This is a genomic window from Massilia sp. Bi118, assembly GCF_918697865.1.
Classification (GTDB): domain Bacteria; phylum Pseudomonadota; class Gammaproteobacteria; order Burkholderiales; family Burkholderiaceae_D; genus Telluria.
The window spans coordinates 67,398-91,840 of record NZ_CAKKMV010000020.1 but is presented as its reverse complement, the minus strand read 5'-3'; the positions used below and the strand labels follow the sequence as shown (position 1 = coordinate 91,840).

Here is a 24,443-nt window from a genome sequence, read left to right as displayed (position 1 = left end):
GGCGGGGATGGCGCTGATCCTGGCGGGGGTGCTGGTGATGAATCTGTTTTCGAAGACGGCTGGGCATTAGTGTAGCCCGCTGCCCGTAAACGTCATTCCCGCGCAGGCGGGAATCCAAGGCGCCGGCGCGTAGTGACGCCGCGGGCAGTACCATGAACTTGGGTTCCCGCCTACGCGGGAACGACGTTCACGCGTAGCGGGTTCTGGTTTTCAAACGTGCAACACCCACTAAAACCCTACGGTATCCTCTTCCGCAAAAATCCGAGGAGACACCGATGCCCCCGTTCCGCTCCCTTGCCGCGGTCCTGCTGACGCTGCCCCTGCTCGCCGGCGCCGCCGATCAAGCCCCGGCCACCCGCGCCTACCACAACCCCCTGACCGTGCGCCTCGCCAGCGGCGAACCAGCCCAGAACTGCGCCGACCCGGCCGTGCTGCGCGATCCACGCGCCAAAACGCCGACGTGGTACATGTACTGCACCAGCGACCCGGTCAGCAAGAAGGAAAGGGACCCGGCCGGCAAGGACGGCGGCTGGCATTTCCGCATGATCCCGATCTACCGCTCCACCGACCTGGTGCACTGGGATTTCGTCAGCGACGCCTTCTCCGACCGCCCGGCCGGCCTGGCCGCGCCGACCTCCGGCCTGTGGGCGCCGGAGCCGGAATACCTGAACGGCCGCTACTACCTCTATTTCACGGTCACCGATGTGGTGGACGCGCACAGCCCGGAAAAGGGCTGCGGCAACGACAGCGCGATCGGCGTCGCCACGGCCGATTCGCCCACCGGCCCCTGGCGCGCCAGCACGACGCCGGTGGTCATGCCGCGGCGCGCCAAGGCCGGCTGCAATTTCGACTGGACCTTCGACCCCAAGGTGATCGAAGCCGACAAACGCAAGTATCTCTACTACGGCAGCTACGGCGGCGGCATCTTCGTGACGCGGCTGAGCGACGACGGCCTGCGCGCCGAAGGGCGGGCCACCATGGTCGGCGCGCCCGGCCGCTACGAGGGCGCCGAGCTCAAGTTCCACGACGGCTGGTGGTATATGTTCGCCTCCGCCACCGACTGCTGCAACGGGCCGCTGACCGGCTACGCCGTCTACACCGGTCGCGCCCGCAGACCGGAGGGGCCTTTCCTCGACCGTTACGGCAACGACATGGCGAAGGGGCGATCGGGCGGCACGCCGCTGCTGCTCCAGAACGGCAACCGCTGGATCGGCGTCGGCCACAACACCGTGTTCACGGACGCCGCCGGCCAGTGGTGGACCATCTACCACGGCATCGACCAGGCCGAGCCATTTTTCAGCGCGAAGGACAAGCTGACCCGGCGCCTGGCGCTGCTCGACCGCATCGACTGGGTCGACGGCTGGCCGGTGGCGGGTGGAGGGCGAGCGCCGAGCGACCAGGCGATGGCCGCACCCATCGTCGCCGAGGGCGACAGCGCCGAGCCGCATCCGCTGGCAGTGCAGGCTGCGGCGAGCGCCAAGCCGCTGTGGCATGACGACTTCCGCGGCCGCGCGCTGAACCCGCGCTGGTCATGGCTCCGGCCGCGCGCCGACAAGGAATGGTCGCTCGGCCGCGAAGGCCTGGTCCTGGCTACCCAGAACGGCGACCTCTACGTCGACCGCAACACGGCCGGCGTGCTGCAGGCCGCGCTGCCGCAGGGCGACTACCGTATCGAAGCCGAGATCCGGCTGGACGCGCCGGAAGACTGCTGCACCACCGCGGTGCAGGCGGGCCTGGTCGTCATGCGCGACGACGACAACTACGTCAAGCTGGTCGAGATGGCGCGCGAGGGCTTGCGCCAGGTCGAGTTCGCGAAGGAGATGGCGCCGGTCGAAGCTTACCACCCGCGCTACGGCAACACGCTGGCCGGTACGCCCGGCGCCACCACCTGGCTGCGGCTCGATGTCCACCGGACCGGGGACCTCGAACGTTATACAGGGTATTCGAGCCAGGATGGACGCAACTGGGTCGGCGGCGGCACCTGGCGCCACCGGCTCGGCCGGGACGCCCGTCTGGGGCTGGTCGCGATGGGCGGCGCGGGCCGGCGCGCCACCTTCGTGCGGGTCGCCGTCAGCGCGCTGTCGCCATAAAAATACAGGGCGTGAAACCAGTTGTAACGGCAGGCGAAAGCGCTTGCTTTCGGGTGCGGCGGGTCATTAAATAGGCTCATAAGAAGACATCTGGAGCACATCGTGGAATACCCCCGCCCCCAATTACGCCGCGCCGCCTGGCGCAGCCTGGATGGCCCATGGCAGGCCATGCTCGACGACCTCGCCGTCTGCGCCGACCCATCGGAAGTCGACTGGGACCGCACCATCGTGGTCCCGTATCCGCCCGAGGCGCGTGCCAGCGGCGTGCATGACCGCGGCTACCGGCGCCGGGTCTGGTACAAGCGCCAGATCCAGCTCGACCCGTCGATGGCGCCCTCGCGCGACGAACGCCTGATCCTGCACTTCGGCGCGGTCAACTACCGCGCCCGCGTGTGGGTCAACGGCCGCTTCGCGGTCGAGCACCGCGGCGGCCACAGCCCGTTCTCGATCGACGTCAGCCGCCACCTAGACGGTTCGCTGCTCGAGGTCGTGGTGCAGGCCGAGGACGACCCGCAGGACATGCACAAGGCGCGCGGCAAGATGGACTGGGAGCCCGAGCCGCACAAGATCTGGTATCCGCGCTCCAGCGGCATCTGGCGCACGGTGTGGATCGAGAAGGTCCCGCGCGCCCACGTGAGCCAGCTGCGCTGGACCGCGGACGTCGCGTCCTGGCAGATCCGGCTCGACGCCGACGTCGCCCACGTGCCGGAAGGCGGGATGGCGAACGTCACCCTGAAGCTGGGCGACAAGCTGCTGGTGGCCGACCGCTGCCTGCTGACCGGGCCGCGCCTGTCGCGCATCTTCCAGCTGCCCGATCCCGGCATCGACGATGCGCGGGCGCTGTGGATGTGGAGCCCGGAGAGCCCGCAGCTGATCGACGCCGAAATCGAAATCCGCACCGCGGACGGCAACCTGATCGACAGCGTGCAGAGCTACACGGCGCTGCGCACGGTGAGCGTGGAGGGCGACCGCTTCGTGCTGAACAGCCGCCCGTATTATCTGCGCATGGTGCTCGACCAGGGCTACTGGCCGGACAGCCTGATGGTGGCTTCCAGCGACCAGTTGCGCCACGACGTCCTGCTGATCAAGCGGCTCGGCTTCAACGGCGTGCGCAAGCACCAGAAGTCGGAAGACCCGCGCTGGCTCTACTGGTGCGACGTGCTGGGCCTGTGCGTGTGGGGCGAGATGCCCTCGGCCTACGGCTTCTCCAGCGCCACCGTGCACGGCGTGATGGAAGAGTGGAAGGAGCTGGTCGAGCGCGACATCTCCCACCCCTGCATCGTGGCCTGGGTGCCGACCAACGAATCCTGGGGCGTGCCGGAACTGATGAACGACCGCCGCCAGGTCGACTTCGTGCGCGCGCTGTACCACATGACGCGCGCGCTGGACGGAACACGCCCTGTGGTCGGCAACGACGGCTGGGAGATGCCCTGCGGCGACCTGGTCTGCGTGCACGACTACGAGCAGGATCCCAAGGTGCTGGTCGAGCGCTACGGCAGCCGCGACGCCGTCGCCTACACCCTGCAGCACGTGCAGCCGGACCGCCGGCGCCTGGTCATCGACGGTTTCACGGGCGTCGGCAAGCCGCTGTTCCTGTCCGAGTTCGGCGGCATCGCCCTGATGAAGACCAGCGAGGAGCCGGGCTGGGGCTATTCGAAGGCCAAGGACGGCAAGGAACTGCTGGCCCGCTACCAGCAGCTGATGGCGGCGGTCCACGCCTGCCGCCCGCTGTCCGGCTTCTGCTACACCCAGCTGACCGACACCTTCCTCGAAAAGAACGGCCTGCTGACCGAGGACCGGGTGCCGAAGGCGCCGGTGGAGGCGCTGGCCAAGGCCACCCGCGGCCCCGACGCCCATCTGCAGGACTGGCATCTCGACCCCCTCGGCCACGCCAGGCGCTGGCTGGCGCGGCGCGGGCCGGATTTCCCTATAGAATGGACGCGCGTCGGAGAAATTGCAGAAGTGTTAGCCTATCCGGGCGAGCGCCAGGGCGTGGTCAACGGGTCGGCGTCGGGGCCGAACGATCCGGGTCCGGACGATCCGCCGGCCAGTCCGCCCACCGGTCCCGGAGGATTCGAACGCCGGAGCCGTGGCGGCGCGGGAGCGCGTGCACGGCGCAAGGCGGCCTGACTGGATCGGTTTGACTGACACGGCGGCGCTCCGATATAAAAAACAAGGAGGCGATGTGGCGAGACGAGGATGGACCCTCGCCGCCGCCGTCGCGCTGCTGGTGACGCTGGCCGCAGGGCCGGCGCCGGCGTGGGCGCAGGTCGAAGTCAGGATGTGGACGCTGCTCAGCGGCGGCGACGGCGCCCGTATGCGGGCCCTGGTCGAGGACTTCAACGCCAGCCAGCGCGAGGTGCGCGTGGTGAGCACGACCCTGAAATGGGGCGAGCCGTTTTATACGAAGCTGATCACCGCGTCGGTGGTCGGCGCGGGGCCGGATCTGGCTACCGTGCACCTGTCGCGCCTGGTCAACCTGGCCGGCGGCGGCGTGTTGCGCCCGATTACGGACGCCGAACTGGCGGCAGTCGGCCTCAAAGGGAGCGACTATCTGCCGCGCCAGTGGGAGAAGTCGCGCTGGCAGGGCCAGACCTGGGCGGTCCCGCTGGACATGCACCCGCTGGTCCTCTACTACAACAAGACCCTGCTGAAGCCGACCGGGCTGCTCGACGCCGCGGGCAATCTGAAGCCCATCGAAGGCGTCGACGCGCTGACCGACGCCTTCCGGATCGCCACCGAGACCACCCACCGCCGCGGCCTGACCATGGAGAGCAGCCAGAGCTCCTTTGCGATCTGGCGCCTGTGGCTGTCGATGCTGGCCCAGCAGAACATCGCCATCGTCCGCAACGGCAAGTACAGCTACGGCCCGGCCGGCACGGCGACCCTCACCCGCATCAGCGACTGGTTCCGCAAGGGCTATGCCCAGGCTGGCCTGGATTACCCGGCCTCGACCAGCCAGTTCATGGGTGGCGGCGCAGCGTTCATGTTGAATGGGGTCTGGGAAGTACCCGAGCTTGTGCGCGCCTCGAAAGCCGGCACCCTGGGCTTTGAATACGGCATCGTCCCGCTCCCGAAAATGTATGCGAACGCCAGCGCCTGGGCCGATTCGCACGCCTTCGCCATGCCCGCGAACGCCGGCAATGCGCCGTCCCCGGCCAAGGTCAAGGCCATCCTTACCTTTGTCGCCTACGTCAGCAAGCACTCGATGGGCTGGGCCGAGGGCGGCCACATCCCGGCCTACCGCGCGGTGGCGGAGTCGCCCGAGGCGCTGGCCCTGCAGCCGAATGCCCAGTACGCGGAGGCCGCGCACAACGTGGTCTACGATCCGGACGGCTGGTACATGGGCGCCGCCGGGCCGCTGGAAGCGATCGCCTCGAAGTTCCTGCCGGCCGCGCTGTACGGCTACATGACGCCGGCGCAGGCGATCCACCGCTTCGAGACCGAGGGCGCCCGGCTGATCCGCAAGAACCCGCCGCGTTATTAATGAGGACCCAAGGATGAACGCCGGATGAAACCGAACGACCTGGCCTTGAGGAGCGCCCGCCGCGAAGGCTTGCCGGCCACGATGCTGCTGGCGCCTTTCCTGATCGTTTTCCTGCTGTTCTTCCTGGTGCCGGCCGGCGTCACCTTCTGGATGAGCCTTACGGAGAGCAGCCTGACCCGTACCAATGCCTTCGTCGGCCTGGCCAACTACCACACTCTGCTCAACGATCCCTCGTTCTGGGACTCGGTGCTGAACACCTTCTATTTCGCGCTGCTGACCGTGATCCCGCTGACGGCCCTGGGCCTGGTGATGGCGCTGCTGGTGAACCGCTTCGTCAAGGCCCAGGCCTGGCTGCAGGGCGTGTTCTTCCTGCCCTTCGTGCTGCCGATCTCGGTGATGACCTTGATCGCGGACTGGATGCTGCAGCCCTCGAGCGGCGTGATCAACCACATCCTCGGTGGCCAGCGGCCCTGGCTGGCGGACCCGTACTGGGCACTGCCGGCGGTGGCCATCGGCACCGTGTGGTGGACGGTCGGCTTCAACATGCTGCTGTTCCTGGCCGGCCTGCGCAACATCCCGGCCGACCTGTACGAAGCGGCGGCGCTGGACGGCGCGCGCGGCTTCACGCTGTTCCGTTCGATCACCTGGCCGGCCCTGCGTCCGGTCGCGACCACTGCCCTGATCCTGCAGATCATCGCTTCATTAAAAGTGTTCGGCCAGACCTATATCCTCACTTCCGGCGGACCCTTCAACACCACGCGGGTCACGCTGCACTACATGTACGAAACCGCATTCACCCAGAGCGACGCCGGCTATGCCGCGGCCATCGCGATGGCTTTCGTGACCATCGTGATCCTGCTGTCGGTGCTGCAGGCCGGGGTCGTGCGCTGGCTGGCGAGGAGGGACATATGAACGGCCGTTCAAATATGGGCTGGACGATCGTCGGCATACTTGCTGCCGTGGTCCTGGCTGCGCTGTGGGCCGCGCCCTTGTTGTGGGCCTTGTCTACCGCGCTGCGGCCGGAACTGGAAACCGTCTCTGCGGACTTCCACTGGCTGCCGCAGACCTGGACCCTGGACGCCTTCGCCAGGACCCTGGCCGCCGGCAACGTGCTGCGCTGGCTCTTCAACAGCTTCCTGGTGGCGCTGCTGGTGACGGTGGTGACGATGGCGATCAGCCTGATGGCGGCCTACGCCTTCTCCCAGCTGCGCTTCCGCGGCCGCTCGCTCCTGTTCGGCATCGCCATGCTGGCCTTCCTGCTGCCCTTCGAGGCGCTGCTGGTGCCGCTGTTCCGCACCATGAACCAGCTCGGCCTGATCAACAGCTATGCGGGCATCGTGCTGCCGCAGGTGGTGGCGCCGGTGGTCATCTACGTGTTCAAGCAGTTCTTCGACGAGATCCCGGCCGACTTCAGGGAGGCGGCGACGATGGACGGCGCCGGCCCGCTGCGCGTGCTGTGGAGCGTGTATTTGCCGATCTCGGGGAACATCGTGTGGGCGATGGCCATCGTGACCTTCATCGCGGCCTGGAACAACTTCCTCTGGCCCTTCATTATCGTCACCTCGAACGATATGATGACCATTCCGCTGGGCCTGACCCAGACCTACGACGCCTTCGGGGTGCGCTATGCCCAGCTGATGGCGGCGGCGCTGCTGGGGGCGATGCCGGTGGCGCTGGCCTACGTGGCCTTCCAGCGCCGGGTGACGCAAGGCTTCCTGGCAGCCAGCGGACTAAAAGGATAAGAACAAGGAGAATCTCGATATGGCATCTGTAAGGCTGCGCGGCATCAGGAAGGACTACGGAGACAACCCGGTCATCAAGGGCATCGACCTCGACATCGCGGATGGCCAGTTCGTGGTCTTCGTCGGTCCCTCCGGCTGCGGCAAGTCGACCCTGCTGCGCATCATCGCCGGTCTGGAAGACGTGACCGACGGCGAGCTCGAGATCGGCGGCGTGCCCAGCTTGGGCGTCGATCCGTCGCGGCGCGGCATCGCCATGGTCTTCCAGAGCTATGCGCTATACCCGCACATGACGGTGGCCGAGAACATGGGCTTTGCGCTCAAGCTGGCGAAGGTGCCGAAGGACGAGATCGCGGACCGCGTGCAGCGCGCCGCCGAGATCCTGCAGATCGGGCATCTGCTGGAGCGCAAGCCGAAAGCGCTGTCGGGCGGCCAGCGCCAGCGCGTGGCAATCGGCCGCGCCATCGTGCGCAAACCCGAGGTCTTCCTGTTCGACGAACCGCTGTCCAACCTGGACGCGGCCCTGCGCGCCCAGACCCGGGTCGAGCTGGCCCGGCTGCACCGCGAACTCGCCACCACCATGATCTACGTGACCCACGACCAGGTCGAGGCCATGACCCTGGGCCAGAAGATCGTCGTGTTCAACGGCGGCCGCATCGAGCAGGTCGGCACGCCGTTCGAGCTGTACGAACGGCCGGCGAACCTGTTCGTGGCCGGCTTCCTCGGTTCACCGCGCATGAACTTCCTGGAGGCCAGCCTGGTGGGCGAGCAGGGCCACATCGCCACCGTGCGCCTGGCGGGCAAGGCGCAGGTGGAGGTCGCCGCCGATGCCGACAACGCGGCGGTGGGCGCCAGGCTGACGCTGGGCGTGCGGCCCGAGCATCTGCGTATGCAGCGCGCGGGGGAGGGCGCGGCCGGCGGCATCCCGGGCACGGTCGGCCTGGTCGAATACCTGGGCGACGTCATCCTGGCTTACGTGCAGGTCGACGGCGTGCCGGAGATGGTGGCCGTCAAATGCGGCGGCGGCCAGCCTGCGCCGGCGGTCGGCTCGCCGGTGCTGCTGGCCTTCGAACCGGGCCAGGCCTATCTGTTCGGCGCCGACGGCGCGGCCATGCCGGCGCGCGAACGCAGCAGCCGGACGGCGGCGCCGGCTCTATAGGGGCGCCCGCGATGAGCAGGCCGGCGCGCGGCCGCCGTCCGACCATGACCGACATTGCCAAGCTGGCCGGCGTGTCGCAGTCGACGGTCTCGCTGGTGATCAATCACCTGAGCGGGGCCAAGGTCGCGCGCGCGACCCGCGAGACGGTGCTGCGCATCGCCCGCGAACTCGGGTATCCGCTCGAACGCCACCACGGCCGCCACGACAACCGTCCCGGCGCTGCCCGTAACCTCATCATCTACCTGACCGACGAGCTGACCACCAGCCCGCACGCGATGCAGACCATGGACGGCGCCAAGGACGGCGCCTGGGACCAGGACTGCCTGGTGGCCGCTTTCGCCACCCGCGGCGACCCCGAACAGGAGCAGGCGGTGCTGGCGCGCATGCTCGACCACCCGGCGCTGCTTGGCGTAATCTACGCCACCATTTTCACGCGCGCCGTGACCCTGCCGCCGGCGCTGGAAGGCGTGCCGACGGTGCTCCTGAATTGCCACGAACGCGAACGCAGCCACCCGGCGGTGGTGCCGGCGGAGCAGCAGGGCGGCTACACGGCCACCATGCACCTGGTGGCGAACGGCCACCGCCGCATCGGCTTCATCAACGGCGAAGCCTGGATCGAGGCCGCCGGCGACCGCCTGAAGGGCTACCGGCTGGCGCTGGCGGAGGCGGGCATCGCCTTCGACCCGCAGCTCGTGCGGGAAGGCGACTGGCAGGTCGACAGCGGCTATGCGCATGCGCTGTCGCTGTTGACCGCGTCCGACCGTCCCAGTGCGCTGTTCTGCGCCAACGACCTGATGGCCCTGGGGGCGCTGGATGCGGCGCGCGAACTGAAACTGGCGGTGCCGCGCGCGCTGTCCGTGGTCGGTTACGACGACCAGGATCTGGCGCGCTACACCCATCCGCCCTTGACCACAGTGTTGTTACCAAACTACGAAATGGGGCGTTGGGCCGCGGAAAATCTGATCGCCCAGGCGCGCGGCGGGCGCGTCGAAAACACGGTTTTCAAGAGTGAATGCCCGCTGGTGAGCCGCGATTCGGTGGCGCCGCCGGCGTTGTAAAACCGATACGGATTCCGGCCAAGCGCGCGCTCCGCCCAGGTCTTTTGCGTTAGCTTCCTGATAAAAATTATTACTAATATTTTTTCAGGAGACTCGCTAATGACCACCTTCCAGCTTCGCCCGGTGTGCGCGGCCGTTCTTGCCCTGATCGCCCACGCCGCCTTCGCCCAGAGCACCGACGCCTCTGCCAGCACCGCCGGCGCCGCCAATGCCGACGCGCCGCCCCAGACCGAGGTCACGCCGGCCGCGCCGGCCCAGCCCGCGCAGATCCAGCAGGTGCAAGTCACCGGTCTGCGCAGCAGCATCCGCAGCGCGGAGGCGATCAAGCGCAATGCCGACCAGGTGGTCGACTCGATCAACGCCGAGGACATCGGCAAGTTCCCCGACCGCGCCACCGGCGACGCCCTGCAGCGCATCGCCGGCGTGCAGGTCGGCCGCGACCGCGGCGAGACCAGCACCGTCATCATCCGCGGCCTGCCGGACGTGGTTACGACCATCGACGGCAACCAGATCTTCACCGGCAATGGCCGGCGCCTTTCTTACCAGGACCTGCCGGTGCAGTCGATCGGCGGCCTGGATGTCTACAAGAGCGCTACCGCCAACCAGCTCGAAGGCGGCATCGCCGGCGCCGTCAACGTGCGCCTGCGCTCGCCCTTCGATGTGAAAGGCTTCAGCGCCACCGGCTTCCTCGAAGACCGCCGCCAGAAGGTGAACGGCTCCAGCGCCACCAGCGACAAGAACAATCCGGCCGGCGGCTTTGCCGTCAGCAACCGCTGGAACACCAGCTACGGCGAGATCGGCGCCCTGGTCGACGTCCAGTTCAACCGCGAGAACTGGGGCTATCCGGTGCAGTGGGTCGACCGTCCCGACCGTATCTTCTCGGTGAGCCCGGACGGCACCGCGGTGCGCCTGAACGACGACCAGCCGATCGCGCCGCTGAATCCCGGCGACCGCCTGGGCGAGCTGCCGAACGTCGGCGGCATCTACAACCAGGGCAAGCGCGACCGCGGCAGTATCCACGGCGCCCTGCAGTGGAAGATCAGCCCGCAGATGGACGTCACGGCCCAGTACCTCGGCACCGGCTACCGCGCGCGCAATGCGGTCGACTACATCCTCGGCATCGTCACCTGGACGCCGCGCCTGACCAATGTGGTGCTGGCGCCGCAGGGCGACTACTGCAATACGCCCAACGGTTCGATCTGCCCGATCCAGTCGGCCCATGCGGGCGCGGCGCAGTTCGGCGGTCCCTATGACTGGGACCCGTACACCGCCACTTCGACCTGGGGCCAGAAGGAGCACACGACCACGCACTACATGAACCTCGCGGTCAACTACAGGAACGGTCCGTGGAAGGCTTCGTCCAATTTCGCCTGGACCAAGTCGACCTTCGTCAACGACACCGTGATCGTCGACCAGCAGATCCCGGGCGCCAGCATCGATGTCTACACCTATGGCCGCGATGGCCACGGCGGCTACAACACCGTCACCACGCCCACCAGCAGCGCCGCGCTGCGCGACCCCAACCAGTTCGTGCTGCGCGGGATGGTGCAGAACTGGGGCATTTCGACCGGCGAGCAGACCCAGTGGCGCTTCGACAGCAGTTACCGCCTGGGCGACGGCTTCTTGCGCAGCATCGACAGCGGCATCCGCCTGTCGCAGCGCCGCGCCGGCTTCAAGGGCGCCGAAGGCCACAGCGACATCAGCGGCACCCGCGCCTCGCCGATCGGCGCCTTCGGTCCGTCCTTCGAGACCCTGGTGCCGGGCCTGGACCGCCTCGGCGGCCCGTGGATGACGCCTTCGCACGACTTCCTGATCGACCAGGCGGACACCGTGCGCGCCTTCTACGGCGCCGCGCCGGGCCGCGTGGCGGAAGACCCGACCCGCGCCTTCAGCCAGAACGAGAACAACACGACCCTCTACCTGCAGGGCCGCTGGGAGACCAAATTCAACGAGATCGGCGTCAGCGGCACCATCGGCGGGCGCTACATGCGCATCAGCCGCAGCCTGCTCGGCAATAGCCGTATCGGCGACGTGATCAGCCCGATCGACGTGTCTTCGCGCGACAACAACTTCCTGCCCAGCGCTTCGGCGGTGATTTCGTGGATGCCGGATCTGCAGTCGCACATCTCCTATGGCAAGACCCTGACCTATCCTGACTTCGCTTCGCTGAACCCGGCGCTGTCCCTGATTCCGCCGACAGTGAATGCGCCGGGCACGGGATCGGCCGGTAACCCGAACCTGAGCCCGACCCGCTCGAAGAACTTCGACGCGACCCTGGAATACTACTTCCCGAAGAACGGCTATGCGCAGATCGCGCTGTTCCACCGCGATATCGACGGCTACCTGCAGAACATGGAGTCGAACGAGACCATCGGTGGCCTGAACTACCGCGTCACGCGGCCGCAGAATTCCGGTTCGGGCACCTTGAAGGGCGCCGAGCTGGGCATCCAGAAGTTCTTCGACTTCCTGCCCGGTATCTGGAGCAACTTCGGCGCGCAGGCCAACTACACCTGGATTTCGGGCGAGAACCAGACCCTGGTCTCGTCGACGGGGAACCAGTTCACGACCACGCCATTGATCGGCGTGGCGAAGAAGAACTACAACTTCGCCTTGCTGTATGAGGGTAACGGCATCACCGGGCGCCTGTCGGCCACCCACCGCGGCGACTACGTCGAGCAGATCGCCGAGCCGCGCTTCGGCCAGGACCGCCACGTCAAGGCCGCGACCTTCGTCGACCTGAGCCTGTCGTATGCGATCACGCCCAACATCTCGCTGCAATTCGACGCGATCAACATCACCAAGGAGAAGTTCGAGAGCTACCTGAACGACCCGATCCGTCCGCGCGACATTCGCTACAACCCGACCACCTACGGGCTGGGGCTGCGCTTCTCGCTATGAGCACCTACCGTAATCCGGTTTATCCGGAGATCTTTGCCGATCCCTTCGTGCTGCGGCACGACGGGGTCTACTACGCCTACGGCACCGCACCGGGCGCCGCCGGTGGCCGGCAGATCCCGGTGCTGCGCTCCACCGACCTGGTGAACTGGGAGGCATTGGGCCACGCGCTGGTGCCGGCCGCCGGCATGGAGGCGGAGCAGGGTTATCACTTCTGGGCGCCGGAAGTGGCCAGCCACGACGGCCGCTTCTACATGTACTACTCGTCCGGCAATGCGCCCGAGGGCACCGACCAGAAGCTGCGGGTCGCGGTAGCCGACCATCCGGCAGGCCCCTTCCTGGACGCCGGCAAGGTGCTGGTGCCCGGCCAGCCCTTCTCGATCGACGCCCATCCCTTCCGCGACGACGAAGGGCAGTGGTGGCTGTTCTACTGTGTCGACTTCCTCGAAGCCTCGCACGACGAGCGCATCGGCACCGGCATCGTGGTCGACAAGCTGCTCGACATGACGACCCTGGCCGGCGAGCCGCGCGTGGTGGTGCGCCCCCACCAGGACTGGCACGTGTTCCGCAAGGACCGGCCCATGTATGGCAGCGTCTACGACTGGCACACGGTGGAGGGGGCTGCGGTGCTCTACCGCGACAGCCACTACTACTGCTTCTACAGCGGCGGCGCCTGGGAGAAGGAAAACTATGGCGTTAGCTATGTGGTGGCCAGGCACGCCGAGGGGCCCTACCGCCGGCCGGAGGGCGGGCACGAAGCGCTGCTGATGCGGACGCCTTCGTCCGGCGAGTTGCTGGGGCCAGGGCATAACTCGTTCACGGTGTCGCCGGATGGGAGCGAGGACTGGATCGTGTACCACGCCTGGGATCCGGCTAGAACCGCGCGCAGGATGTGTATCGACAGGGTGGACTGGGTCGAAGGGAAGCCGGTGACGATGGGGCCTACGTGGACTGAACAGCCGGCGCCAAAATAACCGTCGTTCCCGCGCAGGCGGGAACCCAAGTTCTCCATGCGTTACGTCTGCGCGAGCAAACTTGGGTTCCCGCCTGCGCGGGAACGACGATTATCTGGCCAAAAACTCCTTCACCTCCGCCTGGAACCTGGCCGGCTGATCCCACATGATGAAGTGCGCACTGTCATTCACCCGCTTTAGCGCCAGCTTCTGCACCGGCGCAAACGCCCCCTTGTACACCGCATCGAACTGCTCGGCCGGAACCGGCACATACTTCGGCTGGATGTAAAGCACCGTCACCGGCACCGAAATCTTCGAGAGCTCCGGCCCCAGATCAGTGACGATCAGCTCGCGGTAAGCCCGCGTGCCCACGTCAACGTCACTGCGCTGCGAATCCTCGATCGCGCCGGCGCGCATGGACTCCGTGTCGACCATGCTGTTGATGGTGGCGACCGCACGCTTGCTGCGGTCGTCGGGCGTGGCCGCGCGCATGCCGGCTTCGATGCGGTCGGCCACCGGCACGATGTTCGCCGCATTCGCGCCCGGGCCGCCGAAGAACACGCCCAGGAAAGGCACCATGTCCACCACCATCAGCCGCGACAAATCGGCCGGATGCCGCGCCGCCAGCATCATGCCGATGGTCCCGCCCATCGAGTGGCCGATCACGGCCGGCTGCTTCAGGCCGGATTCCTTGATGTAGCGGTCGATCTCCTCGGCCACCGGCGCGGCGACCGTACCCTCGGCGTTGCCGCCTTTCGGCTGGCCAGCGAAACCGGACACCTGCACCAGGTGATAACGGTAGCCCGGCACGGCCGCGACCATTTCGGTCCAGACGCGCGGCGAGGAGTTCAGGCCGGGGATCAGCACCACATCCGGGCCGGCGCCTTCGGTACGGACCGTGATGCGGGTGGACTCGAAAGGCGCGGCAAAGGCGGCGGCGGAGGCGCCGAGCAGGGTGAGGGCTGCGCCTGCGCAGACCGCTTTGAGGGTGAATCGGCGTAAGAGTGTTGCTGCGCGCATCGTGTCTCCTGACTCATCATTGGGAACCCGTTCGACGAATGCCGAGCGGGTAGCTGAGCAGGATGTTAACGTGTCAGAGCTGGAAAAGCTTCCTGAAAGAAATGATAGTGTTCTTGCCCGTCGCCGCGACACCTGAACCGTCGGGCCCTCTCTATTTTTTGGTAATCAATATTAAGAGCAGCAGCAAGCCATAATTCCATGCGACGACGCACAGTATCGGTGTGAAGACGGCAACCAGATGGCCCATCCAGGTCGTCCAGACCGTCACGCCGAGGAAGTCGCCGCACTGCTTGCGTAAAGAATATTGTGCCAAGCATGCGGCCAATATGCCGATGAAGGACATGAAAGAGCTTCCGATGCCAATCGCTACCAAAAAATTAGAAAACAATGAGAGGATGTTGACGTAATGGACGGTATCGAGTTTCGGCGGGCTTTCAAGGGTGTAATTAACCTCTGCAATTCGATAAAGGATGAATCCAAAGGCAGTCCCGAGTACGCCCTGAGTCGTCAAGAGCCAGGTCATCCGCTGGTTGACGAGTTCGTCCTCGCGCCACCATCGTTCATGCGCGTGCTTCTTGATTTCGAATTGGAGCGACGACGACTCGGGTCCCGGATCCGGCTCATCCACCATGACGCGCCTCCTGTGATTCTTCCAGAATCAGGCTAGCAGGATAGGAAGCTTGCCTGCCTCTGGATCGATCAATACTGGAATGGGCACGATTTCACTTCGCGCGTGTCTCAGGACACCCCGTCAAAGTCGCGAATGACTGGTGCTGGCGTTGTGCTTGCGCCGGACGCATCCGCAGCTTGCTGTATCATCCCGTCCCTGCTAACGAAAGCTGCACATGCTCACCATTACCATCAAACAGGGCAAGGAAAGAAGCATCCTTGCCGGCGACCCGCTGATCTATATTTCCGCCATCGACAAGGTCGAGGGTAAGCCCTCAGCGCGAAACAAGCCCGGCGCGACCGCGGTCGTGCTGTCCTCGTCGCGGCAGTTCCTCGCCCGCGCCGCCTACAACGCCAAATCGCAAGTCGCCGCCCGCGTCTGGACCTTGCGCGAGGACGAACCGGTCGACCACGCGATGATCAAGCGGCGCGTCCAGGCCGGCGTCGCCTTGCGCGCCGATGCGCTGCGCAGTGCGGATCCGGAGACGCTGGTCTTGCTGGTCGACGGCGACAAGGACGGCTTGCCTGGCCTGCTGGTCCACAGCTATGGCGGGGCGGACGGCTATCTGGTGTGCCAGTTCAACGCCGGCGGCGTCGACCAATGGAAAGTGGCGGTTGTCCAGGCCCTGATCAAGGCCACGGGCTGCGCCAACGTGTACGAACGCTGCGATCCGCTGATGCGCAAGGGCGAGGGCCTGACTGTGGCGCCAGGCGCGCTGGCGGGTGACGAGCCGCCCAAGCGCGTGATGGTGCGCGAGGGCGGACGGCTGCTGCCGATGGATATACGCACGGGCTTCACCTATCCGCGCTGAGGCTGCGCTTGCCGGCGCCGCTCAATCCCAGTCGTGGCGCGTCTCCCCCTCCTGCGCGCGGCGGTCGCGCGCTATCATCTCCTCCAACTCCTCGCGCGCCCGCTTGGCCATCGACTCGTACTGCTCGCGATCCTTGTAGTAGGGATAGACCGCATGCACGTTGGCGATATTGTGCTTCCTGAACTTCAGCGCCGCCTGGCGCACGCGGTAGGCATTGTGGCCGAGTCCCGCAGTCAGCACCGCGCGCCCCATCTGCAGGGATGATTCGAAGGTCTCGCGCTCGATCATCGTCACGCCGCGGTCCATCAGCTGGTAGTAGTGGGTGACGTTGCGGGCGCGCGCAAAGATCTGCAGGTCCGGCCAGTCGCGGCGCACGGTTTCGACCAGTTCCAGGCTGTCGTCGACGTCGTCGATCGCCACCACCAGTGCGCGGGCGCGGGCGGCGCCGGCGGCGCGCAGCAGGTCGGCGCGGGTGGCGTCGCCGTAGAAGACCTTGAAGCCGAAGCGGCGCAGCACCTCGATCTGGTCGGGATCGTGGTCCAGCACCGTCAGCTTCACATCGTTCGCATTGAGGAAGCGGCCGACGATCTGGCCGAAGCGGCCGAAGCCGGCGATGATCACGTGGTCCTCGTTCGGCTCGATGGCGTCGGCGTCCGGCTTGTTGTCCTTGCACTCCCGGCGGGCCATGATGCGGTCCCAGGCCATCAGCACCAGCGGCGTGACCACCATCGACAGCGCCACAACGACCACCAGCATCGAGGCGACATCGTCGGTGAAGACCCTGGCGGTGGCGGCCGCGCCGAACACCACGAAGGCGAATTCGCCGCCCTGCGACAGCAGCAGCGCAAACTGCAAATGCTGGCCGCGCGCGATGCCGAAGATGCGCGAGAGCCCGTACAGCACCGCGGTCTTGATCAGCAGGAAGGCCGCCACCAGGCCCAGGATCATCAGCGGCCGCGCCAGGAAGACCGCGAAATCCACCGACATGCCGACCGCGATGAAGAACAGCCCGAGCAGCAGGCCCTTGAAGGGTTCGAGGTCGGTCTCGAGCGCATGGCGGTATTCGGAATCGGCCAGCAGCACGCCGGCCATGAAGGCGCCCAGCGCCATCGACATCTCGATCCATTGCATCAGCAGCCCGATCGCGATCACGAGCAGCAGCGCGAAAGCGGTGAAGATCTCGCGCGTGTCGGTGCGGGCGATGATCTGCAGCAGCGGGCGCACCAGGTAGCGGCCGCCGACGATGATCCCGGCCAGCACGCCGACCACTTTCAGGGTCGCGAGCCAGAAGTTGCCGCTCGAGCCGGCCTCGTCGGGGATGCCGAGCAGGGGCACGATGGCGATCATCGGGATTGCGGCGATGTCCTGGAACAGCAGGATCGCGAAGCCGGCCTGGCCGGCGGGCGTGGGCATCAGGTTGCGCTCTTCCAGCGAGGCCAGTGCGATGGCGGTCGAGGACAGCGACAGCCCGAGTCCGGCGATCAGCGCCAGCTTCCAGCCGACGCCAGCCAGCAGCGCGGCGCCGAACAGGGCCAGCGCGACGGCCGCGACCTGGGCGCCGCCCCAGCCGAAGATGGGCCGGCGCAGCGCCCAAAGGCGGTCCGGTTCCAGTTCGAGGCCGATCAGGAACAGCAGCAGCACCACGCCGAATTCGGCGAAGTGCAGGGCGTCTTCGACGTTGCCGATCAGTTTCAGGCCATAGGGTCCGATCAGGATGCCGGCCGCCAGGTAGCCGAGCACGGTGCCCATGCCCAGTCGTTTCGACAGCGGGACGGCGACCACGGCCGCCGCGAGGTAGACGAGGGCATTGGTGAGGATGCTGTGTTCCATCGTTTACTCCTGCGCCTGCGCGGCCTGCGCGGCCTGCAGCGGCGCCGCATAAGCGTGCAGCCGGCGCGTGAATTCGGCGATGTGGGCGTCGACCGCCGGCTCGGCTGCCTGCGCCGCGCCGTGCATCACCAGCGGCGCGATCCAGTCCATGCCGCACAGGGCCGCGGTCTGCTCGAAGGGCGCGAGGAAGTCACTGAAAGGCCGCCCGTGCAGGCCGCCCGGCTGGTAGGCGTCCTCGCCGCTGCCGGTGGTGGCCACCAGCCAGTAGCCTTTACCGCGCAGCACGGAATCCGGCTTGCCGTAGGCCCAGCCGGGTACCATCACCACATCCATCCACTCTTTCAGCAGCGAAGGCATGCCGTACCAGCGGATCGGGTGCAGGAAGACCAGCAGGCTGGCGTCCTGCACCAGGGCGCGTTCGCGTTCCGCGTCGATGTCGAAGTCCGGGTAGGTGTCGTACAGATCCTGGACGAGGACACCGGGCGTGGCGCGCGCGGCGTCGGCCAGGCGGCGGTTGAGCGGCGAGCGCTGCGGGGCAGGGTGGGCGTACAGGACGAGGATATGTTGTTTGTTCATGATCTTGATTATTCCACAATGCCCCGCCCGACATGTCCTACAAGCCAGCCGGGCGCCTGCCTATTTGTCATCGCCACCGCCAGGGCTATGATGAATATGACCTTACCGAAAGGAGGACCTCATGTCGAACCAGAGCGAAGGCAAGGACCCGAAAGGGCGCAACTACGATCAGGTCACGAAGGACGGGACCAGCTCGGCCGGCACCATGGGCACGGGCGGGACCGGCGACATCGGCCGGATGTCGGGCGAAGCCGGCCCCGGCAATTCCCAGTCGGATACGCGGACCGACGACCTGATGACTTCCGACAGCGATCAGGAACAACGCCAGGGTTTCCGCCCCAGCGCACCGGATTCATTGAAGACGGGCATGGAAGGTATCGAGAAGCTGAGCGGCAACACGAACCGCGATAAATCCGGCAACCGCCAGTGAAGGAGCGATTGATGACGATAGACAACGGACCGAAAGAACCAAAGGGCGGTGCCGACATTGGCGGCGCCGGTAACCAGCACAATGACTGGGGGCACAGCGACGTCGGCGGCAACAGGCAGTCGGATTCGCGGCTGGATGATGTGGTCGGGTCGGATACCGGGGCCGGCATCGAGGAGGCTGGCGAGTTGCAGACTGGCTTGGGCGGGGTCGAGAGCCTGAGTACCGGGAATGCCGGGAGCCGGCAGTCTGAAGAGGATAAGCGGAATAAATAACCGTCGTTCCCGCGCAGGCGGGAATCATGCCCCGGCATGATTCCCGCCAAGTTCTGTATGCGCTAACGTGGCGCGTCCAACTTGGATCCCCGCCTGCGCGGGGACGACGGGTTAGCTATTAAATGTGCAGCGCGTGCCCTAAAGCCCGCAACGCCGCCTCCTGCACCGCCTCGCCCAAGGTCGGATGTGCATGAATCGTCCCACCCACATCCTCCAGCTGCGCCCCCATCTCGATCGACTGCACGAACGCCGTGCTGAGCTCGGAAATCGCGCTGCCCACCGCCTGCCAGCCGACGATCAGGTGATTGTCCTTGCGCGCCACCACGCGCACGAAGCCTTCCGTGCCTTCGATGGTCATGGCGCGGCCGTTGGCGGCGTAGGGGAAATTGGCGACGATACAGTCCAGCCCCTGCTTGGCGGCCTCCTGCGGCGTCAGGCCGACCACCACCACTTCCGGATCGGTGAAGCAGACCGCCGGAATCGCCGCCGGCATGAAGTGGCGGCGCTTGCCGGCGATGATCTCCGCCACCATCTCGCCCTGCGCCATGGCGCGGTGGGCCAGCATCGGCTCGCCGGTCAGGTCGCCGATCGCCCAGACGTTGCGCATCGAAGTGCGGCACTGGTTGTCGATGCGGACGGCGCGTCCGTTCATGTCCAGCATCAGGCTTTCCAGCCCGAAGCCGGCGGTGCGCGGGCGGCGGCCGACGGCCACCAGCACACGGTCGGCCTCGATCGCCACTTCCTCGCCGCCGGCGTTCTTCATGCGCACGGACTTGCCGTCCTCGCTCATGCCCAGCACGCTCGATTCCAGATGCAGCTCGACGCCCAGTGATTTCAAACGCGCCGCCACCGGACGCACCAGTTCGTCGTCGTAGGCCGGCAGCACGCGGCCGGCGGCTTCGACCACCGTCACGCGCGCGCCCAGCTTGCGGTAGGCGGTGCCCAGCTCCAGGCCGATGTAGCCGGCGCCGACCACTACCAGGTGGCCCGGCAGGGTCTCGGGCGACAGCGCTTCGGTGGCCGAGACGACATTGCCGCCGAAAGGCATGAAGGGCAGCTCGACGGCTTCCGAACCGGTAGCCAGCAGCAGGTGCTCGCAGCGGATGCGCGTAGTCTGGCCGCCGGCATCGTTGGCCGCGCCGGCGCCCGTGCTGCCGCCGCCTTCCACGCCGCGCACCTCGACCGTCTTGCCGTCCAGGATACGGGCCCAGCCGCGCACCACTTGCACGCCGTTCTTCTTCAGCAGCGCGCCGACGCCGCCGGTCAGGCGCTTGACGATGCCTTCCTTCCAGGCGACCGTGCGGCCCACGTCGATACTGGGCGTGGCCGTGCGGATGCCCAGCGGAGAATCGCCCGCGTAATGGCAGGCCTTGTGAAATTCCTCGGCCGCGTGGATCATCGCCTTGGACGGGATGCAGCCCACGTTCAGGCAGGTACCGCCCAGTTGCGCCCCTTCGACCAGCACGGTCTTGATGCCCAGCTGGCCGGCGCGGATGGCGGCCACATAGCCGCCCGGTCCGCCGCCGATGATGAGTAAAGTCGTTTCCATCGTCATCTTCTTGGTAAACCCTTATTCGACGAACAGCGTTGCCGGCGACTCGAGGTAGCCGCGGACGGTCTGGATGAACTCGGCCGCGACCATGCCGTCGATAACCCGGTGGTCGAAGGAGGACGACAGATTCATCAGCTTGCGCGGCACCAGGCCGCCGTTCTTCACGACCGGGCGATCGAGGATGCGGTTGACGCCGACGATCGCCACTTCAGGATGGTTGATCACCGGGGTGGAGACGATGCCGCCCAGCGGACCCAGGCTGGTGATGGTGATGGTCGAGCCGGACAACTCGTCGCGCGCCGCCTTGCCGGTGCGCGCGGCTTCCGCCAGGCGCAGGATTTCCTTCGCGCTGGACCACGGGTCGCGGGCCTCGGCATTGCGGATCACAGGCACCATCAGGCCGGCGTCGGTCTGGGTAGCGATGCCCAGGTGAACCGGCTGGTAGCGGGTGACGATGCCGGCCTGGTCGTCGAAGCGCGCATTCACCTCGGGGAACTTGCGGATCGCCAGCACCACCGCGCGCATCAGCAGCGGCAGCAGGGTCAGCTTGCCGCGCTCCTTGCCATAGCGATCGTTGAGCTGGGCGCGCAGGGCTTCGAGTTCGGTGACGTCGACTTCTTCCACGTAGGTGAAGTGCGGGATCTGCCGCTTCGACAGCTGCATCTTCTCGGCGATCTTGCGGCGCAGGCCGATCAGCGGCACCGCTTCCTCCCCATGCAGTTCGGCATAGCGCTTGTCGCCGCCCGCCTCGGTGGCGTGGCCGCGCCGGCTTCCGGATACGTAAGCATCGAGGTCGGCATGGGTGATCTGGCCGGCCGGGCCGCTGCCGGCCACGTATTGCAGTTCGATGCCCATGTCCCAGGCGCGCTTGCGCACGGCGGGCGCGGCCAGGGGCTTTTCGTTCGGATCACGGAAAAGCGCGCGCGAAGCGGCGCCGTTTCCTTGTGGTTCAGGCCGCGCCGAACGCGCTGCCGGCGACGGGGCAGCGGCAGGTGCGCGCGCCGCGGCGGCAGGCGCAGCGGCGGCGGACACGCTGGCTGCACCAGCGGCAACGCGCTGCGGCTCCGGCACGAAACCATGCGGCACCTCCGCCGGCTCGTCCGCCGCAGGAGCGGGAGCAGCAGGCGCGGCAGCAGCCGGCTTCGCTGCATCGCCCTTGAAATTGCCCGCACCCTCGACTTCGATGCGGATCAGCTCGCCGCCCACCGGCAGCGATTCGCCGACCTTGCCGCCGAGCGCCATGACTTTTCCATGGACCGGCGACGGAATCTCGACGGTGGCCTTGTCGGTCATGACGTCGGCCAGGATCTGGTCTTCCGTGATCGTATCGCCGGGCTGGACGCGCCAGGCCACCACTTCGCATTCCGCAATGCCTTCGCCCACGTCGGGCATCTTGATGATGTGAATACCCACCTGTTATGTCTCCATTGCTCGTTTGAATGCCGCGCCGACGCGGTCCGGTCCCGGGAAGTACGCCCACTCCTGCGCATGCGGGTAGGGCGTGTCCCAGCCGGTCACACGCTCGATCGGCGCTTCCAGGTGGTAGAAGCAGTGCTCCTGGACCAGCGAGGCGAGTTCCGCGCCGAAACCGCTGGTCTTGGTCGCCTCATGCACCACCACGCAGCGGCCGGTCTTCTTGACCGATTCGACGATGGTGTCCAGGTCCAGCGGCCACAGGGTGCGCAGGTCGATGATCTCGGCGTCGATGCCGGTTTCGTTCGCCGCCGCTTCCGATACCCAGACCATGGTGCCGTAGGTCAGCACGGTGAGATCCGCGCCGGGGCGGAAGATCGCCGCCTTGTCCAGCGGGACCGTGTAATAGCCCTCGGGTACCTTGCCCAAGGGGTGCTTGGACCATGAAGTGACCGGGCGGTCGTGGTGGCCGTCGAAGGGGCCGTTGTACAGGCGCTTGGGCTCCAGGAAGATCACCGGGTCGTCGTTCTCGATCGAGGCGATCAGGAGGCCTTTTGCATCGTAGGGATTCGAGGGCATCACGGTGCGCAGGCCGCAGACGTGGGTGAAGAAGGCTTCCGGGCTCTGGCTATGGGTCTGGCCGCCGTAGATGCCGCCGCCGCAGGGCATGCGGATGGTCAGCGGCGAGGTGAAATCGCCGGCCGAGCGGTAGCGCAGGCGCGCCGCCTCGGAGACGATCTGGTCGGTTGCCGGATAAAAATAGTCGGCGAACTGGATCTCGACCACCGGGCGCAGGCCGTAGGCGGCCATGCCGACCGCGGTGCCGACGATGCCGCCCTCGGAAATCGGGGCGTCGAAGGCGCGGTGCTTGCCGTACTTGGCCTGCAGGCCGTCGGTGACGCGGAACACGCCGCCGAAATAGCCGACGTCCTGGCCGTAGACGACCACGTTGTCGTCGCGTTCCATCATCACGTCCATGGCCGAGCGGAGGGCCTGGATCATGGTCATCGGCGTCGTCTTTTCTTCCGCGGCCTCATCGGCGCCGACGGAACTCTTTTCGATATCTCGCATCACTTTACACCCCCAGTTGTTGGCGTTGGCGGCGCAGGTGCTCGGGCATCTCTTTATAGACATCCTCGAACATCGATGCGGCGCTCGGCACGCGGCCATCGATCAGCGTGCCGAATTGCTCGGCTTCCTTTTGCGCGGCCAGGACTTCGGCTTCCAGCTCGGTCTGCAGCGCCTCTTGTTCGGCGTCGGACCACCAGCCCTTCTTGACCAGGTGACGGCGCAGGCGGCCGATCGGGTCGCCCAGCGGGAAATAGGTCCATTCGTCGGCCGGGCGGTAACGCGCGGGGTCGTCGGAGGTCGAGTGCGGACCGGCGCGGTAGGTGACCCACTCGATCAGGGTCGGACCCAGGTTGCTTCTGGCGCGCTCGGCGGCCCAGCAGGAGGCCGCATACACGGCCAGGAAGTCGTTGCCGTCCACCCGCAGCGAGGCGATGCCGGCGCCGACGCCGCGCGCGGCGAAGGTCACGCTCTCGCCGCCGGCGATGGCCTGGAAGCTGGAGATCGCCCACTGGTTGTTGACCACGTTCAGGATCACGGGTGCGCGATAGACGTGGGCGAAGGTGAGGCCGGTGTGGAAGTCGCTTTCGGCGGTGGCGCCGTCGCCGATCCAGCCGGAGGCGATTTTCGTGTCGCCCTTGATGGCCGAGGCCATGGCCCAGCCGACCGCCTGCGGGATCTGGGTGGCGAGGTTGCCGGAAATCGTGAAGAAGCCGTCCTTCCTGGACGAGTACATCACGGGCAGCTGGCGTCCCTTCAGCGGATCGCGTTCATTGGACAGCAGCTGGCAGATCATCTCGACCATCGGATACTGGCGCGCCATCAGCAGACTCTGCTGGCGATAGGTCGGGAAGCACATGTCGCCATCCTTCAGCGCCAGCGCGTGGGCGGTGCCGATGGCTTCCTCGCCCAGCGAGGTCATGTAGAAGGACATCTTCTTCTGGCGCTGGCCGATGACCATGCGGGCGTCGAAGATGCGGGTCTTCATCATGGTGCGCAGGCCGGCCAGGAGGGTCTCCTTGTCCAGTTCCGGCGCCCAGGGGCCGACGGCGTCGTCGTTTTCGTCGAGTACGCGGATCAGGCTGGAAGCGATATCCGCCGTGTCCTGGTAGCGGACGTCGACGGGCGGGCGCGGCACGACGCCGGCGGGATTCAATCCAAGATACGAAAAATCAGTCTTGCAACCCGGACGGCCGGTAGGCTCCGGGACGTGCAGCGACAGAGGTTGACTCTGGCTCATAGTTCATTTTCCCTCGGTAAAGGTGTGTGCAGCAGAAAACATATTAATTGCGGCGAAGCTGCACACGCATGTTTTGCGAGAATATTTTTCTGCTGCCCTGCAGCACGAAAAACGCCCTTAAAGGCAGGTTCTCTCGGCAGGCACAGGACAAGACACTAGCATGCGCCGCAGCGAAGCCGT

Annotated in this window: 20 protein-coding genes; 12 read left to right on the top strand and 8 right to left on the bottom strand. The window is 66.6% G+C overall.

Annotated elements, in window-relative coordinates; translation table 11 throughout:
• Nucleotides 1–275 precede the first annotated feature (275 nt).
• The 9 genes from LQV39_RS23615 to LQV39_RS23575 all read left to right on the top strand — a co-directional run bounded on the left by LQV39_RS23615 (nucleotide 276) and on the right by LQV39_RS23575 (nucleotide 13,402).
• Nucleotides 276–2,090 (top strand): family 43 glycosylhydrolase, encoded by a 1,815-nt coding sequence (locus LQV39_RS23615; RefSeq protein WP_230029628.1) that lies wholly within the window; start codon nucleotides 276–278, stop codon nucleotides 2,088–2,090.
• Between the two features lie 102 nt (nucleotides 2,091–2,192).
• Entirely contained in the window at nucleotides 2,193–4,220 is a 2,028-nt protein-coding gene (locus LQV39_RS23610; protein WP_230029627.1) for a glycoside hydrolase family 2 TIM barrel-domain containing protein, read from the top strand.
• A gap of 55 nt (nucleotides 4,221–4,275) precedes the next feature.
• Nucleotides 4,276–5,577, top strand: coding sequence for an extracellular solute-binding protein (locus LQV39_RS23605; protein ID WP_230029626.1), 1,302 nt, complete (start codon nucleotides 4,276–4,278; stop codon nucleotides 5,575–5,577).
• Nucleotides 5,578–5,601: 24 nt separating this feature from the next.
• On the top strand, nucleotides 5,602–6,489 hold the full coding sequence (locus tag LQV39_RS23600; RefSeq protein ID WP_230029625.1) for a carbohydrate ABC transporter permease: 888 nt from the start codon (nucleotides 5,602–5,604) through the stop codon (nucleotides 6,487–6,489).
• Complete coding sequence (locus LQV39_RS23595) at nucleotides 6,486–7,319, top strand: carbohydrate ABC transporter permease (RefSeq protein ID WP_230029624.1); 834 nt, start codon at nucleotides 6,486–6,488, stop codon at nucleotides 7,317–7,319. The genes LQV39_RS23600 and LQV39_RS23595 overlap by 4 nt, the downstream gene beginning before the upstream one ends.
• 19 nt (nucleotides 7,320–7,338) lie before the next feature.
• The gene (locus LQV39_RS23590; protein ID WP_230029623.1) at nucleotides 7,339–8,475 is read left to right on the top strand and encodes an ABC transporter ATP-binding protein; all 1,137 of its coding nucleotides are present in this window, start codon (nucleotides 7,339–7,341) and stop codon (nucleotides 8,473–8,475) included.
• A gap of 11 nt (nucleotides 8,476–8,486) precedes the next feature.
• Nucleotides 8,487–9,533 (top strand): LacI family DNA-binding transcriptional regulator, encoded by a 1,047-nt coding sequence (locus LQV39_RS23585; RefSeq protein WP_230029622.1) that lies wholly within the window; start codon nucleotides 8,487–8,489, stop codon nucleotides 9,531–9,533.
• Nucleotides 9,534–9,632: 99 nt separating this feature from the next.
• Nucleotides 9,633–12,431 (top strand): TonB-dependent receptor, encoded by a 2,799-nt coding sequence (locus LQV39_RS23580; protein ID WP_230029621.1) that lies wholly within the window; start codon nucleotides 9,633–9,635, stop codon nucleotides 12,429–12,431.
• Nucleotides 12,428–13,402 (top strand): glycoside hydrolase family 43 protein, encoded by a 975-nt coding sequence (locus tag LQV39_RS23575; protein WP_230029620.1) that lies wholly within the window; start codon nucleotides 12,428–12,430, stop codon nucleotides 13,400–13,402. Before LQV39_RS23580 ends, LQV39_RS23575 begins: the two co-directional genes overlap by 4 nt.
• Nucleotides 13,403–13,492: 90 nt before the next feature.
• On the opposite strand, the gene LQV39_RS23570 is transcribed toward LQV39_RS23575, so the two are convergent.
• Together LQV39_RS23570 and LQV39_RS23565 are read right to left on the bottom strand one after the other, a co-directional pair.
• A complete protein-coding gene (locus tag LQV39_RS23570) occupies nucleotides 13,493–14,401 on the bottom strand; it encodes an alpha/beta fold hydrolase (protein WP_230029619.1) in 909 nt (302 codons plus the stop codon).
• A gap of 151 nt (nucleotides 14,402–14,552) precedes the next feature.
• Nucleotides 14,553–15,032 carry a hypothetical protein gene (locus LQV39_RS23565; protein ID WP_230029618.1) on the bottom strand — a complete coding sequence of 160 codons (480 nt, stop codon included), beginning with the start codon at nucleotides 15,030–15,032 and terminating at the stop codon, nucleotides 14,553–14,555.
• A gap of 214 nt (nucleotides 15,033–15,246) precedes the next feature.
• On the opposite strand from LQV39_RS23565, the gene LQV39_RS23560 reads away from it, so the two are divergent.
• Nucleotides 15,247–15,882 carry an SAM-dependent methyltransferase gene (locus tag LQV39_RS23560; protein ID WP_230029617.1) on the top strand — a complete coding sequence of 212 codons (636 nt, stop codon included), beginning with the start codon at nucleotides 15,247–15,249 and terminating at the stop codon, nucleotides 15,880–15,882.
• A 21-nt stretch (nucleotides 15,883–15,903) separates the two neighbouring features.
• On the opposite strand, the gene kefC is transcribed toward LQV39_RS23560, so the two are convergent.
• Together kefC and LQV39_RS23550 are read right to left on the bottom strand one after the other, a co-directional pair.
• A complete protein-coding gene (gene kefC / locus LQV39_RS23555) occupies nucleotides 15,904–17,712 on the bottom strand; it encodes a glutathione-regulated potassium-efflux system protein KefC (RefSeq protein WP_230029616.1) in 1,809 nt (602 codons plus the stop codon).
• Between the two features lie 3 nt (nucleotides 17,713–17,715).
• Nucleotides 17,716–18,288, bottom strand: coding sequence for an NAD(P)H-dependent oxidoreductase (locus LQV39_RS23550; protein ID WP_230029615.1), 573 nt, complete (start codon nucleotides 18,286–18,288; stop codon nucleotides 17,716–17,718).
• Nucleotides 18,289–18,409: 121 nt separating this feature from the next.
• Between LQV39_RS23550 and LQV39_RS23545 the strand changes: the two genes are divergently transcribed.
• Nucleotides 18,410–18,718 carry a hypothetical protein gene (locus LQV39_RS23545; protein ID WP_230029614.1) on the top strand — a complete coding sequence of 103 codons (309 nt, stop codon included), beginning with the start codon at nucleotides 18,410–18,412 and terminating at the stop codon, nucleotides 18,716–18,718.
• Between the two features lie 11 nt (nucleotides 18,719–18,729).
• Nucleotides 18,730–18,990, top strand: a complete 261-nt coding sequence (locus LQV39_RS23540; RefSeq protein ID WP_230029613.1) for a hypothetical protein — start codon at nucleotides 18,730–18,732, stop codon at nucleotides 18,988–18,990.
• Nucleotides 18,991–19,108: 118 nt separating this feature from the next.
• On the opposite strand, the gene lpdA is transcribed toward LQV39_RS23540, so the two are convergent.
• From lpdA to LQV39_RS23520, 4 genes are read right to left on the bottom strand one after another with little or no spacing between them, the layout of a single operon-like run.
• Nucleotides 19,109–20,545, bottom strand: a complete 1,437-nt coding sequence (lpdA, locus tag LQV39_RS23535) for a dihydrolipoyl dehydrogenase (RefSeq protein WP_230029612.1) — start codon at nucleotides 20,543–20,545, stop codon at nucleotides 19,109–19,111.
• Nucleotides 20,546–20,560: 15 nt separating this feature from the next.
• Complete coding sequence (locus LQV39_RS23530; RefSeq protein WP_230029611.1) at nucleotides 20,561–21,955, bottom strand: dihydrolipoamide acetyltransferase family protein; 1,395 nt, start codon at nucleotides 21,953–21,955, stop codon at nucleotides 20,561–20,563.
• Between the two features lie 3 nt (nucleotides 21,956–21,958).
• Complete coding sequence (locus LQV39_RS23525) at nucleotides 21,959–23,026, bottom strand: alpha-ketoacid dehydrogenase subunit beta (protein ID WP_374199466.1); 1,068 nt, start codon at nucleotides 23,024–23,026, stop codon at nucleotides 21,959–21,961.
• A 4-nt stretch (nucleotides 23,027–23,030) separates the two neighbouring features.
• Complete coding sequence (locus tag LQV39_RS23520; RefSeq protein ID WP_230029610.1) at nucleotides 23,031–24,263, bottom strand: 3-methyl-2-oxobutanoate dehydrogenase (2-methylpropanoyl-transferring) subunit alpha; 1,233 nt, start codon at nucleotides 24,261–24,263, stop codon at nucleotides 23,031–23,033.
• Nucleotides 24,264–24,443: the final 180 nt, after the last annotated feature.

What these genes read in the sequence shown, in the direction of transcription:
- LQV39_RS23615 (WP_230029628.1), top strand. Translation starts at nt 276, where the DNA reads ATGCCCCCGTTCCGCTCCCTTGCCGCGGTCCTGCTGACGCTGCCCCTG.
- LQV39_RS23600 (WP_230029625.1), top strand. Translation starts at nt 5,602, where the DNA reads ATGAAACCGAACGACCTGGCCTTGAGGAGCGCCCGCCGCGAAGGCTTG.
- LQV39_RS23595 (WP_230029624.1), top strand. Translation starts at nt 6,486, where the DNA reads ATGAACGGCCGTTCAAATATGGGCTGGACGATCGTCGGCATACTTGCT.
- LQV39_RS23590 (WP_230029623.1), top strand. Translation starts at nt 7,339, where the DNA reads ATGGCATCTGTAAGGCTGCGCGGCATCAGGAAGGACTACGGAGACAAC.
- LQV39_RS23585 (WP_230029622.1), top strand. Translation starts at nt 8,487, where the DNA reads ATGAGCAGGCCGGCGCGCGGCCGCCGTCCGACCATGACCGACATTGCC.
- LQV39_RS23580 (WP_230029621.1), top strand. Translation starts at nt 9,633, where the DNA reads ATGACCACCTTCCAGCTTCGCCCGGTGTGCGCGGCCGTTCTTGCCCTG.
- LQV39_RS23575 (WP_230029620.1), top strand. Translation starts at nt 12,428, where the DNA reads ATGAGCACCTACCGTAATCCGGTTTATCCGGAGATCTTTGCCGATCCC.
- LQV39_RS23570 (WP_230029619.1), bottom strand. Translation starts at nt 14,401, where the DNA reads ATGCGCGCAGCAACACTCTTACGCCGATTCACCCTCAAAGCGGTCTGC.
- LQV39_RS23565 (WP_230029618.1), bottom strand. Translation starts at nt 15,032, where the DNA reads ATGGTGGATGAGCCGGATCCGGGACCCGAGTCGTCGTCGCTCCAATTC.
- LQV39_RS23560 (WP_230029617.1), top strand. Translation starts at nt 15,247, where the DNA reads ATGCTCACCATTACCATCAAACAGGGCAAGGAAAGAAGCATCCTTGCC.
- kefC (WP_230029616.1), bottom strand. Translation starts at nt 17,712, where the DNA reads ATGGAACACAGCATCCTCACCAATGCCCTCGTCTACCTCGCGGCGGCC.
- LQV39_RS23550 (WP_230029615.1), bottom strand. Translation starts at nt 18,288, where the DNA reads ATGAACAAACAACATATCCTCGTCCTGTACGCCCACCCTGCCCCGCAG.
- LQV39_RS23545 (WP_230029614.1), top strand. Translation starts at nt 18,410, where the DNA reads ATGTCGAACCAGAGCGAAGGCAAGGACCCGAAAGGGCGCAACTACGAT.
- LQV39_RS23540 (WP_230029613.1), top strand. Translation starts at nt 18,730, where the DNA reads ATGACGATAGACAACGGACCGAAAGAACCAAAGGGCGGTGCCGACATT.
- lpdA (WP_230029612.1), bottom strand. Translation starts at nt 20,545, where the DNA reads ATGACGATGGAAACGACTTTACTCATCATCGGCGGCGGACCGGGCGGC.
- LQV39_RS23525 (WP_374199466.1), bottom strand. Translation starts at nt 23,026, where the DNA reads ATGCGAGATATCGAAAAGAGTTCCGTCGGCGCCGATGAGGCCGCGGAA.
- LQV39_RS23520 (WP_230029610.1), bottom strand. Translation starts at nt 24,263, where the DNA reads ATGAGCCAGAGTCAACCTCTGTCGCTGCACGTCCCGGAGCCTACCGGC.